16 protein-coding genes are annotated in these 19,186 nt (G+C 66.4%); 8 read left to right on the top strand and 8 right to left on the bottom strand.

Features of this window, described 5'->3' with window-relative positions:
- Positions 1 to 66: 66 nt before the first annotated feature.
- From iscA to TVD_RS04860, 6 genes are read right to left on the bottom strand one after another with little or no spacing between them, the layout of a single operon-like run.
- Positions 67 to 390 carry an iron-sulfur cluster assembly protein IscA gene (gene iscA / locus TVD_RS04885; protein WP_018939093.1) on the bottom strand — a complete coding sequence of 108 codons (324 nt, stop codon included), beginning with the start codon at positions 388 to 390 and terminating at the stop codon, positions 67 to 69.
- Between the two features lie 7 nt (positions 391 to 397).
- Positions 398 to 808, bottom strand: a complete 411-nt coding sequence (gene iscU / locus TVD_RS04880) for a Fe-S cluster assembly scaffold IscU (protein ID WP_018145987.1) — start codon at positions 806 to 808, stop codon at positions 398 to 400.
- Positions 809 to 862: 54 nt separating this feature from the next.
- Positions 863 to 2,086 (bottom strand): IscS subfamily cysteine desulfurase, encoded by a 1,224-nt coding sequence (locus tag TVD_RS04875; RefSeq protein ID WP_018145988.1) that lies wholly within the window; start codon positions 2,084 to 2,086, stop codon positions 863 to 865.
- A gap of 6 nt (positions 2,087 to 2,092) precedes the next feature.
- Positions 2,093 to 2,605, bottom strand: a complete 513-nt coding sequence (locus tag TVD_RS04870) for an Rrf2 family transcriptional regulator (protein ID WP_018145989.1) — start codon at positions 2,603 to 2,605, stop codon at positions 2,093 to 2,095.
- A 58-nt stretch (positions 2,606 to 2,663) separates the two neighbouring features.
- A complete protein-coding gene (gene cysE, locus TVD_RS04865; protein WP_019568247.1) occupies positions 2,664 to 3,491 on the bottom strand; it encodes a serine O-acetyltransferase in 828 nt (275 codons plus the stop codon).
- Positions 3,492 to 3,548: 57 nt separating this feature from the next.
- Complete coding sequence (locus TVD_RS04860) at positions 3,549 to 4,286, bottom strand: RNA methyltransferase (RefSeq protein ID WP_018939095.1); 738 nt, start codon at positions 4,284 to 4,286, stop codon at positions 3,549 to 3,551.
- A gap of 160 nt (positions 4,287 to 4,446) precedes the next feature.
- Between TVD_RS04860 and TVD_RS04855 the strand changes: the two genes are divergently transcribed.
- A complete protein-coding gene (locus TVD_RS04855) occupies positions 4,447 to 5,256 on the top strand; it encodes an inositol monophosphatase family protein (protein WP_047250954.1) in 810 nt (269 codons plus the stop codon).
- 33 nt (positions 5,257 to 5,289) lie between these two features.
- On the opposite strand, the gene TVD_RS04850 is transcribed toward TVD_RS04855, so the two are convergent.
- Positions 5,290 to 6,618: a DUF3422 family protein gene (locus TVD_RS04850; RefSeq protein ID WP_047250953.1), complete on the bottom strand. Its 1,329-nt coding sequence runs from the start codon at positions 6,616 to 6,618 to the stop codon at positions 5,290 to 5,292.
- Positions 6,619 to 6,713: 95 nt separating this feature from the next.
- Between TVD_RS04850 and TVD_RS04845 the strand changes: the two genes are divergently transcribed.
- Positions 6,714 to 7,835 carry an RNA-guided endonuclease InsQ/TnpB family protein gene (locus TVD_RS04845; protein WP_019563140.1) on the top strand — a complete coding sequence of 374 codons (1,122 nt, stop codon included), beginning with the start codon at positions 6,714 to 6,716 and terminating at the stop codon, positions 7,833 to 7,835.
- Between the two features lie 323 nt (positions 7,836 to 8,158).
- Here TVD_RS04845 and TVD_RS04840 read toward each other — a convergent pair whose 3' ends face one another.
- On the bottom strand, positions 8,159 to 10,048 hold the full coding sequence (locus TVD_RS04840) for a thioredoxin domain-containing protein (RefSeq protein ID WP_047250952.1): 1,890 nt from the start codon (positions 10,046 to 10,048) through the stop codon (positions 8,159 to 8,161).
- A gap of 129 nt (positions 10,049 to 10,177) precedes the next feature.
- Here TVD_RS04840 and TVD_RS04835 point away from each other — a divergent pair, with 129 nt between their 5' ends.
- The 6 genes from TVD_RS04835 to TVD_RS04810 all read left to right on the top strand — a co-directional run bounded on the left by TVD_RS04835 (position 10,178) and on the right by TVD_RS04810 (position 19,176).
- Positions 10,178 to 11,185 (top strand): MerR family transcriptional regulator, encoded by a 1,008-nt coding sequence (locus TVD_RS04835; RefSeq protein WP_047250951.1) that lies wholly within the window; start codon positions 10,178 to 10,180, stop codon positions 11,183 to 11,185.
- Between the two features lie 39 nt (positions 11,186 to 11,224).
- Positions 11,225 to 12,778 (top strand): cryptochrome/photolyase family protein, encoded by a 1,554-nt coding sequence (locus TVD_RS04830; protein WP_047250950.1) that lies wholly within the window; start codon positions 11,225 to 11,227, stop codon positions 12,776 to 12,778.
- Positions 12,778 to 14,184 carry a cryptochrome/photolyase family protein gene (locus TVD_RS04825; RefSeq protein WP_047250949.1) on the top strand — a complete coding sequence of 469 codons (1,407 nt, stop codon included), beginning with the start codon at positions 12,778 to 12,780 and terminating at the stop codon, positions 14,182 to 14,184. Before TVD_RS04830 ends, TVD_RS04825 begins: the two co-directional genes overlap by 1 nt.
- 17 nt (positions 14,185 to 14,201) lie before the next feature.
- Positions 14,202 to 14,465 carry a hypothetical protein gene (locus TVD_RS04820; RefSeq protein WP_018938726.1) on the top strand — a complete coding sequence of 88 codons (264 nt, stop codon included), beginning with the start codon at positions 14,202 to 14,204 and terminating at the stop codon, positions 14,463 to 14,465.
- Positions 14,466 to 14,640: 175 nt separating this feature from the next.
- Positions 14,641 to 15,132, top strand: coding sequence for a DsrE family protein (locus TVD_RS04815; RefSeq protein ID WP_047250948.1), 492 nt, complete (start codon positions 14,641 to 14,643; stop codon positions 15,130 to 15,132).
- A 153-nt stretch (positions 15,133 to 15,285) separates the two neighbouring features.
- Positions 15,286 to 19,176, top strand: coding sequence for an ATP-binding protein (locus TVD_RS04810; protein WP_047250947.1), 3,891 nt, complete (start codon positions 15,286 to 15,288; stop codon positions 19,174 to 19,176).
- The last annotated feature ends 10 nt before the right edge of the window (positions 19,177 to 19,186 follow it).

Raw genomic sequence — 19,186 nt, 5'->3', positions numbered from 1 at the left:
AAAGAAAAGGGGTGGGACGACGACCAGCAATCGGCCGCCATGCACCACCCCGGATGCGATCGTCAGTCAGATACTGAAGCTTTCACCACAGCCACATCGGGCCTTCTCGTTCGGATTATTGAACTTGAACCCTTCGTTCAGGCCTTCCTTGCCGAAATCGAGCTCGGTGCCATCGAGGTACACGAGGGACTTCGGATTCACCACCAGCTTCACGCCGCGATCCTCGAACACCGTATCGGTGTCCTCGATATCGTCGGCAAACTCCACCACGTAGGCCATGCCGGAGCAGCCGGTCGTCCTGACAGCCAGCCGCACACCCACGCCCTTGCCTCTCTTGTCGAGGAAGTTGTGGATCCTTTCGGCTGCGGGTTCGGTCACTGTAATCGACATAGCACCCTCAGGCAGACTTCTTCTCGGCTTCCGCGGCCTCGCCGTGGCGCTCCTGGTAGTTGGACACGGCCGCCTTGATTGCGTCCTCGGCCAGCACCGAGCAGTGGATCTTCACCGGCGGCAGCGCCAGTTCCTCGGCGATCTGGGTGTTCTTGATCTGACTGGCTTCTTCCAGGGTCTTGCCACGCACCCATTCGGTGAGCAGCGAGCTGGAAGCGATCGCCGAACCGCAACCGTAGGTCTTGAACTTGGCGTCCTCGATGATGCCGTCGTCGTTGACCTTGATCTGCAGCTTCATCACGTCGCCGCAGGCCGGGGCACCGACCATGCCGGTGCCGACCGTGTCGTCGTTCTTGTCGAAGCTGCCGACGTTGCGCGGATTTTCGTAGTGGTCCAGAACCTTGTCACTGTAAGCCATGACCGTTCTCCTGTTGCGTGTGTACGCGTTGCGTTAGTGGTGTCGAGCGGACCCCTAGTGGGCCGCCCACTCGACGGTGCTCAGATCGACGCCGTCCTGGTACATCTCCCACAGTGGCGAGAGTTCGCGCAGCTTGGCGACCGCGGCGCGCACAATCTTGACCGTGTGGTCGACCTCTTCCACCGTCGTATAGCGACCGATGGAGAAGCGGATGGAGCTGTGGGCCAGCTCGTCGTTGCGGCCCAGGGCACGCAGGACGTAGGACGGTTCCAGACTCGCCGAGGTACAGGCCGAGCCGGAGGACACGGCGATGTCGCGCAGCGCCATGATCAGGCTCTCGCCCTCGACGAAGTTGAAGGACACGTTCAGGTTGTGCGCCACGCGCTGTTCCTGATCGCCGTTCAGATAGACCTCTTCCATGCCGTCGAGACCCGTCCACAGACGGTCGCGCAGCATGCGGATGCGCTCCAGCTCGGGGCCCATCTCGGCACCGGCGAGCGCAAAGGCCTCACCCATACCAACAATCTGATGCGGTGCCAGCGTGCCGGAGCGCATGCCACGCTCGTGGCCGCCGCCGTGCATCTGCGCCTCGATCCGCACGCGCGGCTTGCGGCGCACGAACAGCGCACCGATGCCCTTCGGACCGTAGGTCTTGTGCGCAGAGAAGCTCATCAGATCCACCGGCAGGCTGGACAGGTCGACTGCGACCTTCCCGGTCGACTGGGCCGCGTCCACATGGAACACGATCCCGCGCTCACGGCAAAGGTTGCCGATCGCCTCGATGTCCTGGATGACGCCGATCTCGTTGTTCACGTGCATCACCGAGACCACGATGGTGTCGTCACGCATCGCGTCTTGCAGCTCCTGAAGGTCGATCAGGCCGTTTTCCTTCACACCCAGGTACGTGACCTCGAAGCCCTCGCGCTCCAGCTGACGCGTGGTGTCGAGCACGGCCTTGTGCTCGGTCTTCACGGTGATGATGTGCTTGCCCTTGCGCTGGTAGAAGTGCGCGGCACCCTTGATCGCCAGGTTATCGGCCTCGGTCGCACCGGAGGTCCAGATGATTTCCTTGGGATCGGCGCCCACCAGCTCGGCGACCTGGCCGCGAGCGTTCTCCACCGCCTTCTCCGCGCTCCAGCCAAAGCTGTGGCTGCGCGAGGCGGGATTGCCGAACAGGCCGTCCTTAGTCAGGCAGCCGGCCATCTTTTCGGCCACACGCTCGTCAACCGGCGTGGTCGAGGAATAATCGAGGTAGATCGGCAGTTTCAGGTCACTCATTGCGCGTTAGCTCCTTTCCGCGGCCGCTTTGGCGGTCGCATGGCTTTTTCCGGTCGAGGCTTGCAGAGGGGCGCCGTGCATCACGACCTCCTGCACGCCGTCTTTTTCCATTTGTTCCCGATGGCGCTGCAGTACATCCGCCAGCGAGCGGGTGCTGAGGAAGTCATAGACCTGCTGACTCAGATCGGTCCACAGGTCGTGCGTCAGGCAGCGCGAATCCGAATTGCAGTTGGCCTTGCCGCCGCAGCGGGTGACGTCCACCGGCTCGTCCACCGCCACCACGATATCGGCCACGCTGATCCCCTCCGGTTCACGGCTGAGGGCATAGCCCCCGCCCGGCCCGCGACTGCTGTTCACCAGCCCCTTGCGGCGCAGCCTGGAAAAAAGCTGCTCCAGATAGGACAGCGAAAGCTTCTGCCGCCGCGCCACTTCGGCCAGGGATACCGGCCCGTTGCGGGTGTGCATCGCCACATCGAGCATGGCGGTGACGGCGTACCGGCCTTTGGTCGTCAGTTTCATGGTTGAGTGCACTTGTCAGTCATTTGCCGGCAAGCTTAGCAATACCCGAGCAAAACGATCAAGTATTCCCTTGCTGTTTACGTTCTTGTTGGGGCGCCACGTTCGGCGGAACCTCGCACTCGTCCGGCTCCAGACCTTCCAGATCGCAGGCCTCCAGCGGGCCCGAATCGTCCTCGCCCAGGGCCTCGCCCGGATCGATACCGGCGCGCTTGAGCGCCTGGCAGGCCCGTTCCATGCGCTCGTCCAGGTCGTGTACGCGCTGCACGATGCGGTGGATCGCGTTGGCCACCGGATCCGGCATGTCCCGCGAGAGGCCGTAGGCATCGAAGCCCATGCGGTCCGCCATCTGCTGGAAGCGCGGATCGGGCTCGGGCCGCGGGCCGAGCACCCGGGCGGGGATGCCGACCGCGGTCGCCTCCGCCGGAACATCCTTCAGCACCACTGCGTTGGAGCCGATGCGCGCGTGGTCGCCCACATGGATCGGGCCCAGCAATTTGGCACCCGCACCGATCACCACCTCGTTGCCAAGCGTCGGGTGGCGCTTGCCGCCTTCCCAGGTGGTGCCGCCCAGGGTCACCTGGTGGTAGATCGTGCAGTCGTCGCCGACCTCGGCGGTCTCGCCGATCACCACCCCCATGCCATGGTCGATAAAGAACCGTCGGCCGAGGGTCGCCCCCGGATGGATCTCGATGCCGGTCACCCAGCGGCTGAAGTTCGCGATCACGCGCCCCAGCCAGCGCATCCGGTGGTTCCACAACCAGTGCGCGAGGCGGTGATACCACAGCGCATGCAGGCCGGGGTATGCGGTCAGCACCTCGAAGGCGTTGCGTGCCGCCGGATCACGGTCAAACACGCAGCGAATGTCCTCGCGCATCCTGTCAAACATGGGCCGGCCTCAATTCCCGAGTCATCCGCTAGGTTATCACGCCGGTTTCCGGCGCCCTCAGCGGCCCTTTTCCGTGTGCGTCAATATACCGCGCAGCATGCGCACCTCGCTGCCGGTCAGTCCGGCGCGCATATAGAGGTGCCGCAAGCGCCGCATCAGATTGCGCGGATTGTCCGGGTCGAGCACCTCGATGGTCGTCAGGGCCTGCTCGAAATGACGGAACAGGCCCTCCATCTCGTCTTGGGTCGCGAGCGGGTCGCGTGCCTCCCCTGCCGCACTCGCCTGCCCGGGATCCATTCCGGTCAGGGCCGCCATGCGGAGCGCATAGGTCATTACCTGCACGCTGCCGGCCAGGTTCAGGGAGCTGAAATCCGCCACCGTCGGGATCTGCACAAACGCGTTGCAGTAATCCAGCTCGGTGTTGGTCAGACCACTGTGTTCACGTCCGAAAACCAGGGCCACCGGTCCCAGGGCCGCGTTCTCCAGCGCCTGCCCGGCCGCCACGTCCGGGCCCAGCACCGGTACCGAGTGGGTGCGCAGCCGGGCACTGGTGCCCACCACCCACACGCAGTCGGAGACCGCGGCGGCCACATCATCCACCACGCGCGCCCGCGCCAGCAGGTCATCCGCCCCGGACGCCAGCGCCGTGGCATCGGCATGCGGAAACCGCTCCGGCGCCACCAGCACCAGATCCGTCACTCCCATGGCCTTCATCGCACGTGCGGCGGACCCAATGTTGCCCGGATGCGTCGTACCCACCAGCACGACGCGCACCCGGTTCAGGCGTTCTTCCATTCGTGGAGTCTCCGTTGCCATGCCCGCATCAAAGCTCGCGGATTGTACACAGGGGGGCTCTCGACTTCCCAAAAAAGAGCGGCTTGTGTATTGTTCGCGGCCTTCCCGCGGCGCGTGCGCGCGCCCGCCGGACACCCCGAAGAACACCAGGAGACACCCCATGCACCCCATGCTGAACACGGCGGTATCGGCGGCCCGCGAGGCCGGACGCATCACCACCCGCGCCTGGGGCCGGCCGGATCGCATGAACACCCGCGAAAAGGCCCGTAACGACTGGGTGTCGGATGTCGACCTGTCCGCCGAGCAGGCCATCGTGAGCACCCTGCGCCGCGCCTACCCCGACCACTCGATCATGGCCGAGGAAGGCGGCGAACAAAGCGGCAGCGACGCCGACTTCGTCTGGATCATCGATCCGCTGGATGGCACCACCAACTACCTGCGCGAGATCCCGCAGTACGGCATCTCCATCGCCCTGAAACACAAGGGCCGGCTGGAGCAGGCGGTGGTCTACGACCCGCTGAAGGAAGAGCTGTTTACCGCCACGCGCGGCGCCGGCGCCTTCCTCAACAGTCGCCGTATCCGCGTCTCCGAACGCAAGGACCTGAACGGCGCGTTGCTGGGCACCGGCATCCCGTTCCGCGAGGGCCAGGACCTGGAGCGCTACCTGAGCAGCCTGCGCCACTTGGTCCCGGGCACTGCCGGAATACGCCGCCCCGGCTCGGCCGCACTGGACCTGGCCTGGGTCGCCTGCGGGCGCTTCGACGGCTTCTGGGAGATGGGCCTGCAGCCCTGGGACATGGCCGCGGGCCTGCTCCTCGTGCAGGAAGCCGGCGGCGTGGTCAGCGACTGGCAGGGCAACCCGGACGTGATGCGCCGCGGCGACGTCGTCGCCGGCAACCCGAAGGTCCTCAAGGCCATGCTCCAGCGCCTGCACAAGGCCGAAAAGGAAGCCACCTCCCGCTCCGACTAATGAAGGCCTCGCGCCCACCCCGGGCGCCGGGGGTCAGCCCCCGCCGCGCCTGACCTTGCGCTCGATGCGCGTGCGCATCAACCGCAGGGACAACCACACCCCCGCGACCACGACCGGCACCGCCATCCCGATGGCCATGTTCACCGGTAACTGCAACGCAACCACCTCGTCCAGCCCACGTAACAGGTAGGCCACCAGGCTGGTCAGGTAGTAGCTGATCACCACCACCGAAAGCCCCTCCACTGTCCGCTGCAGGCGCAACTGCAGGTCGGCGCGCCGGTTCATCGAGCTCAGCAGGTCACGGTTCTGCCGTTCCAGCGCCACGTCCACCCGGGTGCGCAACAGCGATCCGGTGCGGTGGATGCGCGTGGACAGAACCTCCAGCCGCTCCGCCTGCGACGCGCAGGTACCCATGGCCGGATCCATGCGCCAGCCCAGGTATTCGCACAGGGTCTGCAGCCCCGGCATGCGCTTGGTTCTCAGTTCCTCAGCGCCCCTGCTCACCAGCGAGGCATAAGCGCGGGATGCGTGGAAACGGCTGCCGGCATAGCTGCTCAGGCGCTCGACGTCGGATGCAAGGTCGGAGAGCACCGCCAGCAACTGCTGCTCGCGGTCCGATGCGGCGAACTGCTCGGTGATCCCCGCCATCTCGTCGTTAATGTCGTTCAGCCGGCCCTCGAGTTCGTCGAGTTCCGGCATCAGCTCGCGGACCAGCGGCAGCGCCAGCAGGGCCAGCAACCGGTAGGTCTCCAGTTCGAACAGGCGCTGGGCGATACGCCCGGCCTCACGCCGGGTGAGATCGACATCGCGGACCAGGAAGCGGGAGAAACCGTCGTCGTGGACCCGAAAATCGGTCCACACCAGGCCATCCCCGCCAGCAACGCCGTTGCCGACGATGGGGTGCGGAGCAAATACGGCTTCCAGCTGCTCGAAGGACCGCTCCGGCATGTCACGCGACTCCAGCGCCAGATGGATCGCGGCGATGGTGCTCCCTGGCAGCTCGCTCAGCCAGTCGGCCGGCACGCGGTTGATCGCCGGGTCGGCGAACGGGTCGCTGAAGGCTTCTCCGGTTACGAAGAATGACCAGGTGGAGAACTCGTTGTGGCGTTCCCAGCGCAAGCGAAACGGCCCCAGATCGCAGGCGAAGAAGTTCTTCTCCGGGGGCGGTTCCTCTCTGCCGAAACTACGGCAGAGCTCGGCGACCAGTTCGCGTTCACGATCGATGGAGTCGCGCGGCGACAAAAGCGCCAGCCACGAGGCCCTGGCAGGTGCGTCCAGCGGCTCGTAGAAGCGCGCGTGGACCTCGTCGTGAATCGCCTCCCGCAAGGGGTGGCTCGGGGGCAGAGACGGGCTCTCGTTCATCGATTTTCCCAGGGCGGAGACCTCGGCGTTCAGGCCGAGGAGGAAGCGCGCCCTTTGTGTTTAAAGTTTACAGATAAATTGATAAAATGTAAGCCATGGTGAAGCGCGCCTACAAGTATCGTTTCTATCCAACGCCGGAGCAGGAAGTGCTTCTGGCGCGGACGTTCGGTTGTGTGCGCCTGGTCTACAACACCGTGCTGCGCTACCGCACGGATGCGTTCTTTGAGCGCCAGAAGAAGATGGGCTACACCGAGGCCAGCGCCTACCTGACCGCGATGAAAAAGGTCGAGGAAACGAACTTCCTTAACGAGGTCAGTTCGGTGCCGCTTCAGCAGTGCCTCCGGCATCAGCAGGCCGCGTTCAAAAACTTCTTCGCGGGCCGTGCCCGGTACCCGAATTTCAAGCGCAAGCGGGGTCGGCAATCGGCCGAATTCACCCGTTCGGCATTTCAGTATCGGGAGGGGCAACTGTTCCTGGCCAAGTGCCGGGAGCCCTTGAACATCCGGTGGAGTCGGGCGCTTCCCTCCGAACCCACCAGCATCAACATCTCCATGGACTCGGCCGGCCGCTACTTCGTGAGCTGCCTGTGCGAGTTCGACCCCGAGAAGCCGCCCGTCACCCCGAAGATGGTGGGCATCGATCTCGGACTGAAGGACCTGTTCGTCACCAGCGACGGGCATCGAACCGGCAATCCCCGCCATACGGCAAAATACGCCGCCCGACTGGCCTTGGCGCAACGACGACTGAGCCGCAAGAAACTCGGCTCCAGCAACCGTGCCAAAGCCCGAAAGAAGGTGGCTCGACTTCACGCCAAAATCTCCGATTGCCGGATGGACCGCTTGCACAAGCAGTCCCGCCAGATCGTCAACGATAACCAAGTAATCTGCGTCGAATCCCTGAAGGTGAAGAACATGCTGCGCAACCCGCACCTGGCGAAGGCCATCAGTGATGCGGGCTGGGGCGAGTTCGTCCGACAACTGGCGTACAAAGCCGAATGGGCCGGGCGGCAACTGGTCGCCATCGACCAGTGGTACCCGTCGAGCAAACGGTGTTCGCACTGCGGCCATGTGGTCGACGCACTACCGCTGTCCGTTCGCACCTGGACCTGCCCCGAATGCCGCACCGAACACGACCGCGACGTGAACGCTGCGGTCAATATCAAAGCCGCCGGGCTGGCGGTGCTCGCCCTTGGAGAGAATGTCAGTCCTGTGTCGTGATTGCGGCATGGGCAGTTCTTGATGAATTGGGAATCTCTCGTCCTTCAGGGCAGAGAGCAGTCAACGCGGATTCAGCCTGTAGACGGTTGCCAACAGCCCGGACAGGCCACGCTCGCGGAAGTGGGCATGCACCCCAAGGGCATCCTGCTGGCCCGGGCGCCGCGCCGACCAGGCCTCACCTTAAGGAGACGCTGATCAATTCGCCGGGCGAGTCGTCCGTAGTGTATCCGCATGCACGGCCAGGATGGCCTTCGGATGCACAGCGTAGTTCGCGCGCACCTGCGGCGGCAACGCGAACAGCACCCGGTTGCAGACGGCACCCGTTAGTCGCGTTCCTGCAGCCAAAGGATCAGGCGGGCATGCTGCTCCGGGTCGGCATCGATCGCGCGGCCCGGGCGCAGGTCGTAGTCCGCGAAGGCGGCATCCACCGTCTCGCTGTCCTCGGCCCATTCCTCGCTGAGACGGAAGATCAGGGTCGTCGGGGACGGCCGGTGCACCGCCGGGTGGAAACGCTGGGAGATCATCCCCGGCAGCGGCGGCTCCGGCTCCGAACGGAAGCCGTCACCATCGCGGAAGCGCTCCCAGGCCGCCTCCAGCAGTGCCAGGGCCGGGCCATGTTCACCCTCGCCGGTTGCCGCTTCCCAGTCGCGCAGGCCGCGCGCGACGTAGGCGTAATCGTTGAGCGTAGCGGTGCCCGCCTGCTCGGCGGGCAGACCCATCAGCGCCGGCAGCTCCGCCGGGTCGGCGGCGACCTCCAGCAACCAGGCCTGAACCGCCGCGCCCGCGTCAAGGAAGCGCGCATCGTGCGCCGACGCCTCCGCCAGGGCGGACAGCAGCAGCCCGTGCGCCCCGGTCAGCACCTTCTCGTCACGCGGCAGGCCGCGCGCCTCGCGCGCCTGGATCAGGGCCTCGCGGCCGGACTCCACCTGCTCGCGAACCTCGTCCCCTGCCAGGTCGAAACGCTCCGCAAGCTGCTCGATCCCCGCGCCACTGCGCGGCAGGTAGCCAAGATCAAAGACCGAGCTGCCCTCCATGCCGAACCAGGCACGCACCAACTCCGGGTACTCGTGGTCCGCGAGTGCGGCTTCCAGATCTTCTTCCGGCCACAGGTAGGCCCCGCCCTCGCGGCCCTGATCGTCCACGGCCGACAGGCTGGAGGCAAACCCGCGGAAACCGCCCTCCGCAGCCTCCGCCTGCTCACCCGTCTCGTCCTCGCGCAGGGCCATGTCCCGCTTGACGAAATCGAGGTTCTCGAGCCCCAGATCAACCCAGTCCTCGCGGCCGAAATATTCACCGGCACGCAGATAAACCAGTGCGAGCTGTGCCTGATCCTCCAGCATTACCTCGAAGTGAGGCTCGTTCCAGTCCGGTGATTCGGAGTAGCGGAAGAAGCCGCCCCCCAGCACGTCACGCAGACCGGAGTGGGCCATCTCGTCCAGGGTGATCTCGAGAAACTCGGCAACCCAGCCTGGGGCCGTGCCGGCCTGCTCGGCCTCCAGCATCGCGTGCAGGTAGGGCGAATGGGGGAACTTGGTGGAACTACCGAAACCACCCTGAAGGTCGTCGGCCTCGCGCTCCAGGCGGCTCCACAGGACCTGCGGCAGTCGGCCCGCGCGGCCCTCGGAAAGCGGTTCCTCTCCCTTGCGCAGTTGCTGGGTGAGCTCCTCGCTCCCACGCCGGGCGAGATCCACCAGTCGGTCGTAATCCGACTCCAGGCGCTGGGTGATGCCATCGAGGAACTCGGCGAACTGGTCACGCGGGGCATACACCACGCCCGTCAGGGCATGACCGTCGGGGGTCACCACCACATTGAGCGGCCAACCTGCACTACCGGCCGTTGCACGCTGGAACTCGAGCAGATAGCTGTCCAGCGCCCCATTGACCTCGCGATCCACCTTCACCGGAATGAAGTTCGTGTTCATCCGTTCGGCAATACCGTCGTCCTTGAAGCTCTCCTCCTGCATCACGTGACAGTAGAAGCAGGAGTAGTAGCCACTGGAGATCAGCAGCGGGCGTTGTTCTTCCCTGGCCTTTTCCAGCAACGCCGGATCCCAGGCGCGCCACTGAACCGGGTCGTCCACATGCAGACGCAGGTACGGTGACACACTGTCGGCCATCTCCGGGTTGGCTTGAGCCGCACCGGGTGCAGCCAGTACCACAAGCAACAACGGGACATACATCCCGATCCAGCGGTTTCCGACGGTTGCATACATGCGGGTCTCCAGCAGCATCTAGAAAAGGTTGCTACCCTTTTGGGACGCGCAGACAGGGAAGGTTCATTCCCTTTCCCGGAATCACGCGGATCGCATCGTGCACTACCCCCTTGTACATGCGATGTACAAATGTCGTACAATTATTTCATGGCGAGCGCGACGCACATCGAACTTCAAGACGAAGAAGGGTTGTACCCGATCCGCCACGTGTGCGCGGAGACGGGGATCAACGACGTCACCCTGAGAGCCTGGGAGCGCCGCTACGGGCTGATCCGGCCGATGCGCACCCCCAAGGGTCACAGGCTCTACAGCCTGAGTGACATCGCCCGCATCAAACGGATCATGGAACTGCTCGAACAGGGCATCCCGGTCTCGCAGGTCCATCGCGTACTAAATGACGAGTCCGCACACGGCACTGCCAGGGCCGAATCACCCGAAGCCGATGACACCCGGCCCCAGGCCGCCAGCGAACGCCGCGCCAGCCCCGGCCCCGGGATCGCCCCCCACACCATGGATCCGATCGCCGAGGCTCTGTATGCCTCGGTGGCCAACCTGGATGCCGACGAGCTGGATCGAATCTACACCCGGCTGGTCATGCGGCACGGTTGGGACGGCGTACATGAAAGCGCCTTTCTCGAGGTTTATCGCCGCCTGCGCGAGGAATCCCGCCACAGTGCCGAAGGCGAGGTTCGCCTGGCCATCTTCGCCGCCTGGGCCACCGCCGCCTTCGCCGATCAGTTGCGCTCGGCCACACGGGCCTGCGACGAGCCGTCCTACCCCTGCCTGGTGCTGGGCGGCGGCCACCAGCAGGTTGGCGGCATGCTGCTGCAGCTCGCCTGCGCACGCCGCGGCATGAAGACCCTGCCCCTGTTCGATGCCACCAGTCCCGAGGGCCTCGATACGCTGATCCGTCGCCTGCGCGCGCCGGCAATGATCATCCATGGCTCCTCGCAGCTGATGCGCAGCCCCGAGCTTCCGCGGGTGGAGGCGATCCTCAAGCAGGCCGGCCCGCCCTGCTATCTCGCCGGCTCGGCCGCCCTCGAGCTGTCGCAGATGGAACACGGTCGCGAGATCGAGGTCCTGCCCGGACCTCCGCTGGAGGCCGCCGCTCGCCTCTCGCGCCACCTGCCCGAATAACCCCGCTCCACCCGCGCCGGCCCCGTGCCCGATTCCGCCTTGCCCGTGGCCGTGCGCACCCTTCTGGTCGTGCTCGGCGACCAGCTGGCCCCGGACCACCCCGGTCTGCAGGGACTGGACCCGACGCAGGATCACCTCTGGATGGCCGAGGTGGCCGAAGAATCCCGACATGCCCTGTCGCATATCGCGCGGACCGCGCTGTTCCTGTCGGCGATGCGCCACTTCGCCAGGGAGCGCCGGGATGATGGTTTTTCCGTCCATTACCGCCACCTCGGCGAACGCCCCGAGCAGACCCTGAACGACGCCCTGCGCGCCGACCTCGAACACCTCCAACCGCAAAACGTGCGCGTATTGCAGCCGGGCGAACACCGCGTGCTGCGCCAGCTGCAGTCCGCCTGTGCCGACCAGGCGATCCCGCTCGAGGTCCTGGATGATCCGCACTTCCTGGTCCCGCTGGACGCTTTTCGCAAATGGGCCAAGGGCCGCAGGCAATTGCGCATGGAGTACTTCTACCGCAAGCAGCGCACAGCCCTGGGCGTGCTGATGAACGGCGACGAGCCCGCCGGTGGACAGTGGAATTTCGACGCCGACAACCGCGGGCATTTCGGGCGTGACGGCCCCGGCCTGCTGCCACCACCCCTGTCCTTTCCGCCGGACGCGCTCACCCGCGAGTGCCTGGACGACATCGCCCGGCATCTCCCGGACCTGCCGGGCCAGGCCGACGGCTTCGACTGGCCCGTCACCGCGCAGCAGGCACAACAGGCGCTGGACGACTTCATCCAGCACCGCCTGCCCGCCTTCGGCACCTATCAGGACGCGATGTGGACTGACCAACCGTGGCTCTACCACGCCCGCCTGTCCACCGCCCTCAACCTGCACCTGATCCATCCACGCACGGTGATCGACGCCGCGGAACAGGCCTGGCGCGATGGCCATGCCCCGCTGGCCGCGGTCGAGGGCTTCATCCGCCAGATTCTCGGCTGGCGCGAATACGTGCGCGGGCTGTACTTCCATTTTGGCGAGGCCTGGCACGAGTGGAACGCGCTGGAGGCCGAGCAGCCGCTCCCCGCCCTCTACTGGGACGCCGACACCTCCATGCAGTGCCTGCACCAGACCGTCGGCCAGACCCTGCAACTGGGCTACGCCCACCACATCCAGCGGCTAATGGTCACCGGTTTGTTCGCCCAGCTGCTTGGCGTGCGGCCTGCCGCGATTCATGCCTGGTACCTGGGCATCTACGTCGATGCCGTGGAATGGGTGGAGCTCCCCAACGTGGTCGGCATGTCGCAATACGCCGACGATGGCCGCATGGCCTCCAAGCCCTACGTGGCCACCGGGCGCTACATCCAGCGCATGAGCAACTACTGCGCGCACTGCCCGTTCGACCCGGCCGAGGCCCTGGGCGACAAGGCCTGTCCGTTCACCACCCTGTACTGGGACTTCCTCGACCGCCACCGCGACCGCTTCGCCCGCCACCCGCGCACCGCGCTGCAGTGGAAACACGTCGAAAAGATGGACCCCGACCGCCTGCAAGCCATCCGCGACCGGGCCGGAGAACTCCGCAAGACTCTCGCCCAGGGAGACCGCATCTGATGCAAAGCCCCGGCCCCACCCTCGTCTGGCTGCGCCGCGACCTGCGCCTGGCCGACCAGCCCGCGCTGCAGGCCGCCTGCGAACGCGGCGGCCCGGTGATCCCGGTGTTCATCCATGCCCCGGAGGAAGAGGCCCCATGGCAGCCAGGTGCCGCATCCAACTGGTGGCTGCACCACAGCATCAACGCGCTGGACCACGACCTGCGTGCGCAGGGCTCGCGCCTGATCCTGCGCGCCGGTGCCAGCCTCGACACCCTGCGGGCCCTGATCCGCGAGACCGGCGCCACCGCCGTCTACTGGAACCGGCTGTACGATCCCGCCATCGTCCTGCGCGATCCGGACATCAAGGCCGGGCTGCGCGCCGACGGCATCGAAGTACACAGCTTCAATGCCCACCTGCTGATCGAGCCCTGGGAGGTCGCGACCGGCCAGGGCCGCCCCTACAAGGTCTTCAGCCCGTTCTGGAAGGCCTGCCTGCAACGCGGCATCGACCGCGACCCGCTGCCCGCACCCTCCGAGCTCCCGCGACCCGAGGCCTGGCCCGACTCGCTCAATCCCGAACAGCTGGGGCTCCTGCCCGCGATCGACTGGGCCGGCGGCCTGCGCGCCACCTGGACCCCGGGCGAGGCCACGGCCCGGGAGCGCCTGGAAGCATTCCTCGACAACGCCGTGCGCGCCTACGCCGAGGGCCGCGACCGCCCGGATCAGGACGGGACCTCGCGCCTGTCGCCGCATCTGCACTTCGGCGAGATCTCGCCGCGCCAGATCCTGCGCGCCCTGCGCCAGGCCGGCCTGCACCCGGACAGCGGCGGCCCCGAGGCCTTCGTGCGCGAACTCGGCTGGCGCGACTTCGCCCATCACGTCCTCTACCACTTCCCGCACACCCCGGAGCAACCGCTCAACCCACGCTTCGAGGCCTTCCCCTGGCGCCAAGCCGATCGCGACCTGCGGGCCTGGCAGCGCGGCGAGACCGGGATTCCGATCATCGACGCCGCGATGCAGCAGTTGTGGGAGACCGGCTGGATGCACAACCGCCTGCGCATGGTGGTCGCATCCTTCCTGACCAAGAACCTGCGCCTGCACTGGCAGCACGGGGCCCACTGGTTCTGGGACGCCCTGGTGGACGCCGATCTCGCCGCCAACACCCTGGGCTGGCAATGGGCCGGCGGCTGCGGTGCCGATGCCGCACCCTACTTCCGCGTCTTCAACCCGCAAACCCAGGGCGAACGCCACGACCCCGACGGCACCTTCGTGCGCCGCTTCGTGCCCGTGCTCAAGGATGTCGAAACGCGGTATATTCACGCGCCAGGCGCCGGCGGTGCGCGCGGCTATCCGGCCCCGATCGTGGACCTGAAAGCCAGCCGCCAGGCCGCACTCGAGGCCTTCGAGGCCGTAAAAAACCACTGACCCAGACAGGCCCAACCATGACCTTTTCCGAACAGAATCTGTACTACCCGAAGAATGTCAGCTACAACTTCAGCCGCTACGACGAGACCAGTCCCGTGCGTGTAACCCACGACGGCAAGCGCTTTGTTGGCCAGTTGCTGAACTGCGTGGCCCCCTTCCGCATCCGTGTCACCGAGGAAATCACGGGCCCGGGCGCCTCGCGCTTTACCCCGGTCCGAGAAATCGAGATCCAGAGCCTCGACGGCGTGGAGTACCTGCACAAGGGCCACCACGGCCACTGAGCAGCATGTAAAGGCCGGACCGCTTTCCCGATCCGGCCTTTCATTACCCACCCTGACGTTCGCACCCGGAACCCTGCATCGCAGAACCGGGGCAAACACCGATGCGTGCCATTCATGCAGTGTTGCTCTGGCCTGCTACCCTTGAGACAGGACATTCGCAAAAGGGACGAACGCCATGCAACGCCTTCTCGCCTCCTTCCTGGTGTGCACCCTGCTGATCCCCGGCCTGGCGCTCGCTGACAAGCCCGGCGACCAGCGCGCCATCGCCGGCATGGACACCGGACGCATCCTCTGGGACATCACCATTGCCGAACCGGAACGCCTGATTGCCCGCCTCAGCGTGATCCGCGAGACCTATGACGACATGCAGCGCCAGGGCCTGGAGCCGGAAATGGTCTTCGCCTTCCGTGGCGGGGCGGCCGGCCTGATCGCCCGCTCCACCGATCACCTGGAGCTCGAGGACGTCTCTGCGGTGCGCCATATCCACGAGCGCCTGGAGGGCCTGCTGGAGCTGGATGGCATCCACATGGAGGCGTGCAACATCGCCACGCGGCGCTTCGAGCTCGAACAAGACGACCTATTACCCGGCATCCACATGGTCGGCAATACGTTCCTGTCGATCATGGGTTACGAGCACCAGGGCTACGCGACCATACGCATCGACTAACCCCAACCGCGGAATGCCGTTACAATCGAGTCGGGCGGACATTCGGTCGGCCCCGGGACCGCGCCGAAGGCACGGTCACCGGGTCATTTGACCGGGTCACAAATGGCAGCGAACGACTGCCGAGCAAGACAAGGGGAGGCCTCTTTGGCGCATATGGAAATCACGACCTTCGGCACCGTTGGTGTACGCGTGGAGGACCGTGACATACCCGCCCTGTCCGGGACGAAGCTCGGGCTGCTCCTCACCTATGTGGCCGCCGAGAGCCCTCGGCGCATCCCGCGCGAGGAACTGGCCCGCATGTTCTGGCCGGATCTGGACGCCGACAGCGCCCGGGTCAACCTGCGTCAGGGGCTGTTTCAGCTACGGCGCCAACTCCCTGCCGGCGACCCACCCCTGCTCGACACTACACCCCGCTACGTGCGTTTCCAGCCCCAACCGGAATCGCGCATCGACTTCCTCACCCTGAATCGCGCGCGCGCCGAGCGACGCACTGCCGAGAGCCGCGAGACGACCGCCGCGTCTGCCGAGCGTGCCCGCGCCGAGCGGCGCACCGCCGAGCGACGCACTGCCGAAAGCCGCGCAGCCACGGCCACCCATCCGAACCTCGCAATCGTCTGCGACTACCGCGGGCACTTCCTCGAGGGACTGCGCGCCCTGCAGGATCTTCCGGAACTGTCCGCCTGGGCCCAGGCCCAGCGTGACCATCACTGGCAAAATCTGCTCGTCTTCATCACCCACAACCTCGTCGCACTGGCCAAACCCAACGAAGGCGAACCCCTGCTCGCCGAGCTCCACCGCCTGCTGGCGATGGAGCCACACGACGAGACCCTGCACCACCTCCTGATGAAGGCCCTCGCAGCCAGCGGCCACCCGAAGCGGGCGCTCGATCACTATGCCCATCTCGAGGCCGAGGCCGGCAAGGCGCCCGGCGAACTGCTGGCACGCACGCGCGAGGAAATCCTTGGCGCCGAGCGGGCCGAGGCCACTAGCCAGCGCGCCAAGACCGAGGAGGCCGAACCGGCCATCCTGCGCCCGGAACGTCGGCGGGTCACCGTCGTGGCCTGCCATGTCCAGCCCGACGCGGAAGCCGACATCGAGATCCAGCAGCAGCAGGTGAACCGCGCCCTGGAGCACGTCGACTTCGTCCTGCTGAGCCATCACGGCCATGTGGTGCCCTCCCCGGGACACGGCCTGCTGGCTTATTTCGGCTACCCGGCCGGTCGCGAAGAGGCCACCGTCGACGCCGTACACGCCGCCTGGCAAGCGCTGGAGACCGCCCCCGCCGACTGCAAGCTGCGTCTGGCCGTGGATAGCGATCTGATCGTCACCGGTGCCGACCCCGACCTGCCCGATCCGACGGGCCAGCTCACCGCCCGTGTCCACGACTGCGCGCAGCAAGCCGATCCCGGGACCCTGCGCGTCAGCGCACCGACCTACGCCCGCGTCTCGGGGTACTTCAGCTTCCGCGCGACCGACGACGGTACCGGTGCCTACCGCGTCACCGGCGACCCCGGCCCGCTGGACCGGGTGGATGCACAGAGCCTGCGCGACCTCACGCCCCTCACCGGGCGCAGCCAGGAACTGCAACAGCTTCGGGGGCACTGGGACCAGGTCCTGGAAACCAGCGAGGTCCGCTTCGTGCTGGTCCAGGGTGAGGCAGGGCTGGGCAAGAGCCGGCTTGCCCGGGGGCTCGACCAGCAAGTCCGCGGGCAGGCTCGCTCACGCTACCTGCTCAAGTGCCGCGAGGATCGCACTCGGCAGCTCCTGGCGCCTGTACGTCAGGCCTTTGCCACCTGGATGGGTCAGGATAGCCTGCGCGAAGCCCGCCAGCGGCGCCTCGAAGGCGCCCTCAAGATCGCGGGCACACCCCCCAAACTCGCACCACGCCTCGCCCATTGGCTAACCCACCCGGAGGCCGACGGCCCCGAGAGCCTGGCTCACGAAGGGCTGGACCGCGACCGCATCATCGACACCCTGGTCGAACTGGTCCACCGACGGTCGGCCCATGGACCGACCCTGCTGATCTGCGACGACCTGCACTGGATGGACTCCGGTACCTCGGAGTTCCTGCGACGCCTGTACCAGCGTCTGCATCACCGACCGATCATGGCCATCCTGACGGCCCGCATGAGCTTTCGCTCCTCCTGGCGCGACCTGTCGCTGGAGCACATCCGCCTCCACGGCCTGGACGATGCCGCCGCACACGGCCTGGTGGACCGTCTGGACCCGAATGGCCGCCTTTCCAGCGGCCTGCGGCACCAACTGGTCGAGCGTGGCGAGGGCGTCCCGCTCTTTCTCGAGGAACTCACGCGCTATGCCCTCGAAGCCGCCCGCACCGGCCAGCTGCCCGAAACCCTGCCGCCAGGACTCTCCAATCTCCTGGTCGCGCGTCTGGAACAGCTCGGCAGTGCCCGCGAACTGGCGCATTCCGCCGCAGTCATCGGGCGCGACTTCGACACCCGAATCCTCAGCCGCCTGCGCGGCCAGCCCGCCGATACCATCCGCCGCCAGCTGACGCGCCTGACCGGGAAGGGCTTCATCGAACCTGCCGGCATGGTGGATGGGGTGCGCTATCGCTTCCGCCACGTCCTGTTCCGCCAGGCGGCCTACGAATCGATGCTGCTGAGCGACCGCACCCGTCTGCACGGCCAGCTGGCCGACTTGATGCAGGAAGACGGCGAGCATGGCATGCAGACCGCCGACTGGGGTCGCATCGCCAACCACCTTTACCACGCCGGTCGCTATCCGGAGGCCGTAAACGCCTGGCTGCAGGCCGGCGAAGCCGCCTTCGCCCGCGGCATCCTGCCCGAGGCCTCGCACTACTTCGAAGACGCGCTGGACTGCCTGGAGCGTCACCCAGAGGCCCACGCGAGCGGCGATCTGGCTACCCACGAACGTGACACCCTGCGCGCCCTGGGTGGCCTGGGGGCCTCCAACCTGGCCCTGCTGGGCTACGGTTCGCGTACGGTCAACGATATCTTCGAACGCGCCATGCGCCTCACCGCCCCGGAACAGGACCCGGTGCAATACTTCCGCGTCCTCTGGGGCCTGTGGCACGGCGCCGGCTCCTGGCATGGATTCCAGGAGGCTCATCGCCTCGCCGCGGAGATGGAGCAACTGGCCGAGCGCTCCAGCGACCGCCTGCTGCGCATCGCGGCCCATTATGTCCAGGGCAACACCCATTTCTGGACCGGCCGCTTCGCCGAGGCGCTGGAACACCAGACGCGGGCGGTCAAGCTCTATCGCGACGCCGACCACGCAACCCTGGTGGCGCGCCATACCGAAAACCCGGCCATCAGCGCCCGGGGCTTCATGGCCTGGACGTTGCTCCATCTGGGAAATCACGCGCGCGCCTGGACCGAAATGGATGCCGCGTGCCAACAGGCAGACCAACTCGGCCATCGGCCTACCGAGGCCTTCGTATATGCCTTCCGCTCGGTACTCGGCTTCTACTCCAGCGACCCGGAATCCGCGCTGCCCGCAGCGCGCCACGCGCTCTCCATCGCCCGCGAGTACGACTACCCACTGTGGCGCGCCGCCGGCATCACCCTCGAGAGTTGGGCCCTGGCCCGGCAGGGCCAAGCCGATGCCTACCAGGCCATCGAACAGCAGGTCGAGGCGATGCGCCACATCATGGATGGCGTCAACACCATCTTCCAGCTCATCCTGCTGGACGCCCTGGAGACCAGTGACATCGCGGCCGAACAGCGTCTGGCAGTAGCCGACGAGGCGCTGACAGGCTGCCGCAAGCGCGGCGATCTCGCCTTCGAACCGGCCATCCGCCGGTTGCGCGCCGTCGCCCTGCTCGCCACCAGCAAAGGGAAAGCCGACGACGGCTGGCAGGACCTGGAAAGCGCGCGCAGCATCGCCCACGAACAGGGCAATCCCAACATCGAACGCCAGGCCCTGCTCGATTACGCCCGATTCGCCAGCGACCCCCAGGTGCAATCCTGGGCCGAACGCGAACTCTTGCGTATCAACCACTGCATCATCCCGCGCCCGCACCCCGACGAACCCCGCCAGCGCGATCCCCGCCTCGCCTGAGATCGGCCGC

This window comes from Thioalkalivibrio versutus (assembly GCF_001020955.1).
Lineage (GTDB): Bacteria > Pseudomonadota > Gammaproteobacteria > Ectothiorhodospirales > Ectothiorhodospiraceae > Thioalkalivibrio > Thioalkalivibrio versutus.
Note: the sequence above shows the minus strand (reverse complement) of the source record. Positions and strands in the feature narration are given on the sequence as shown.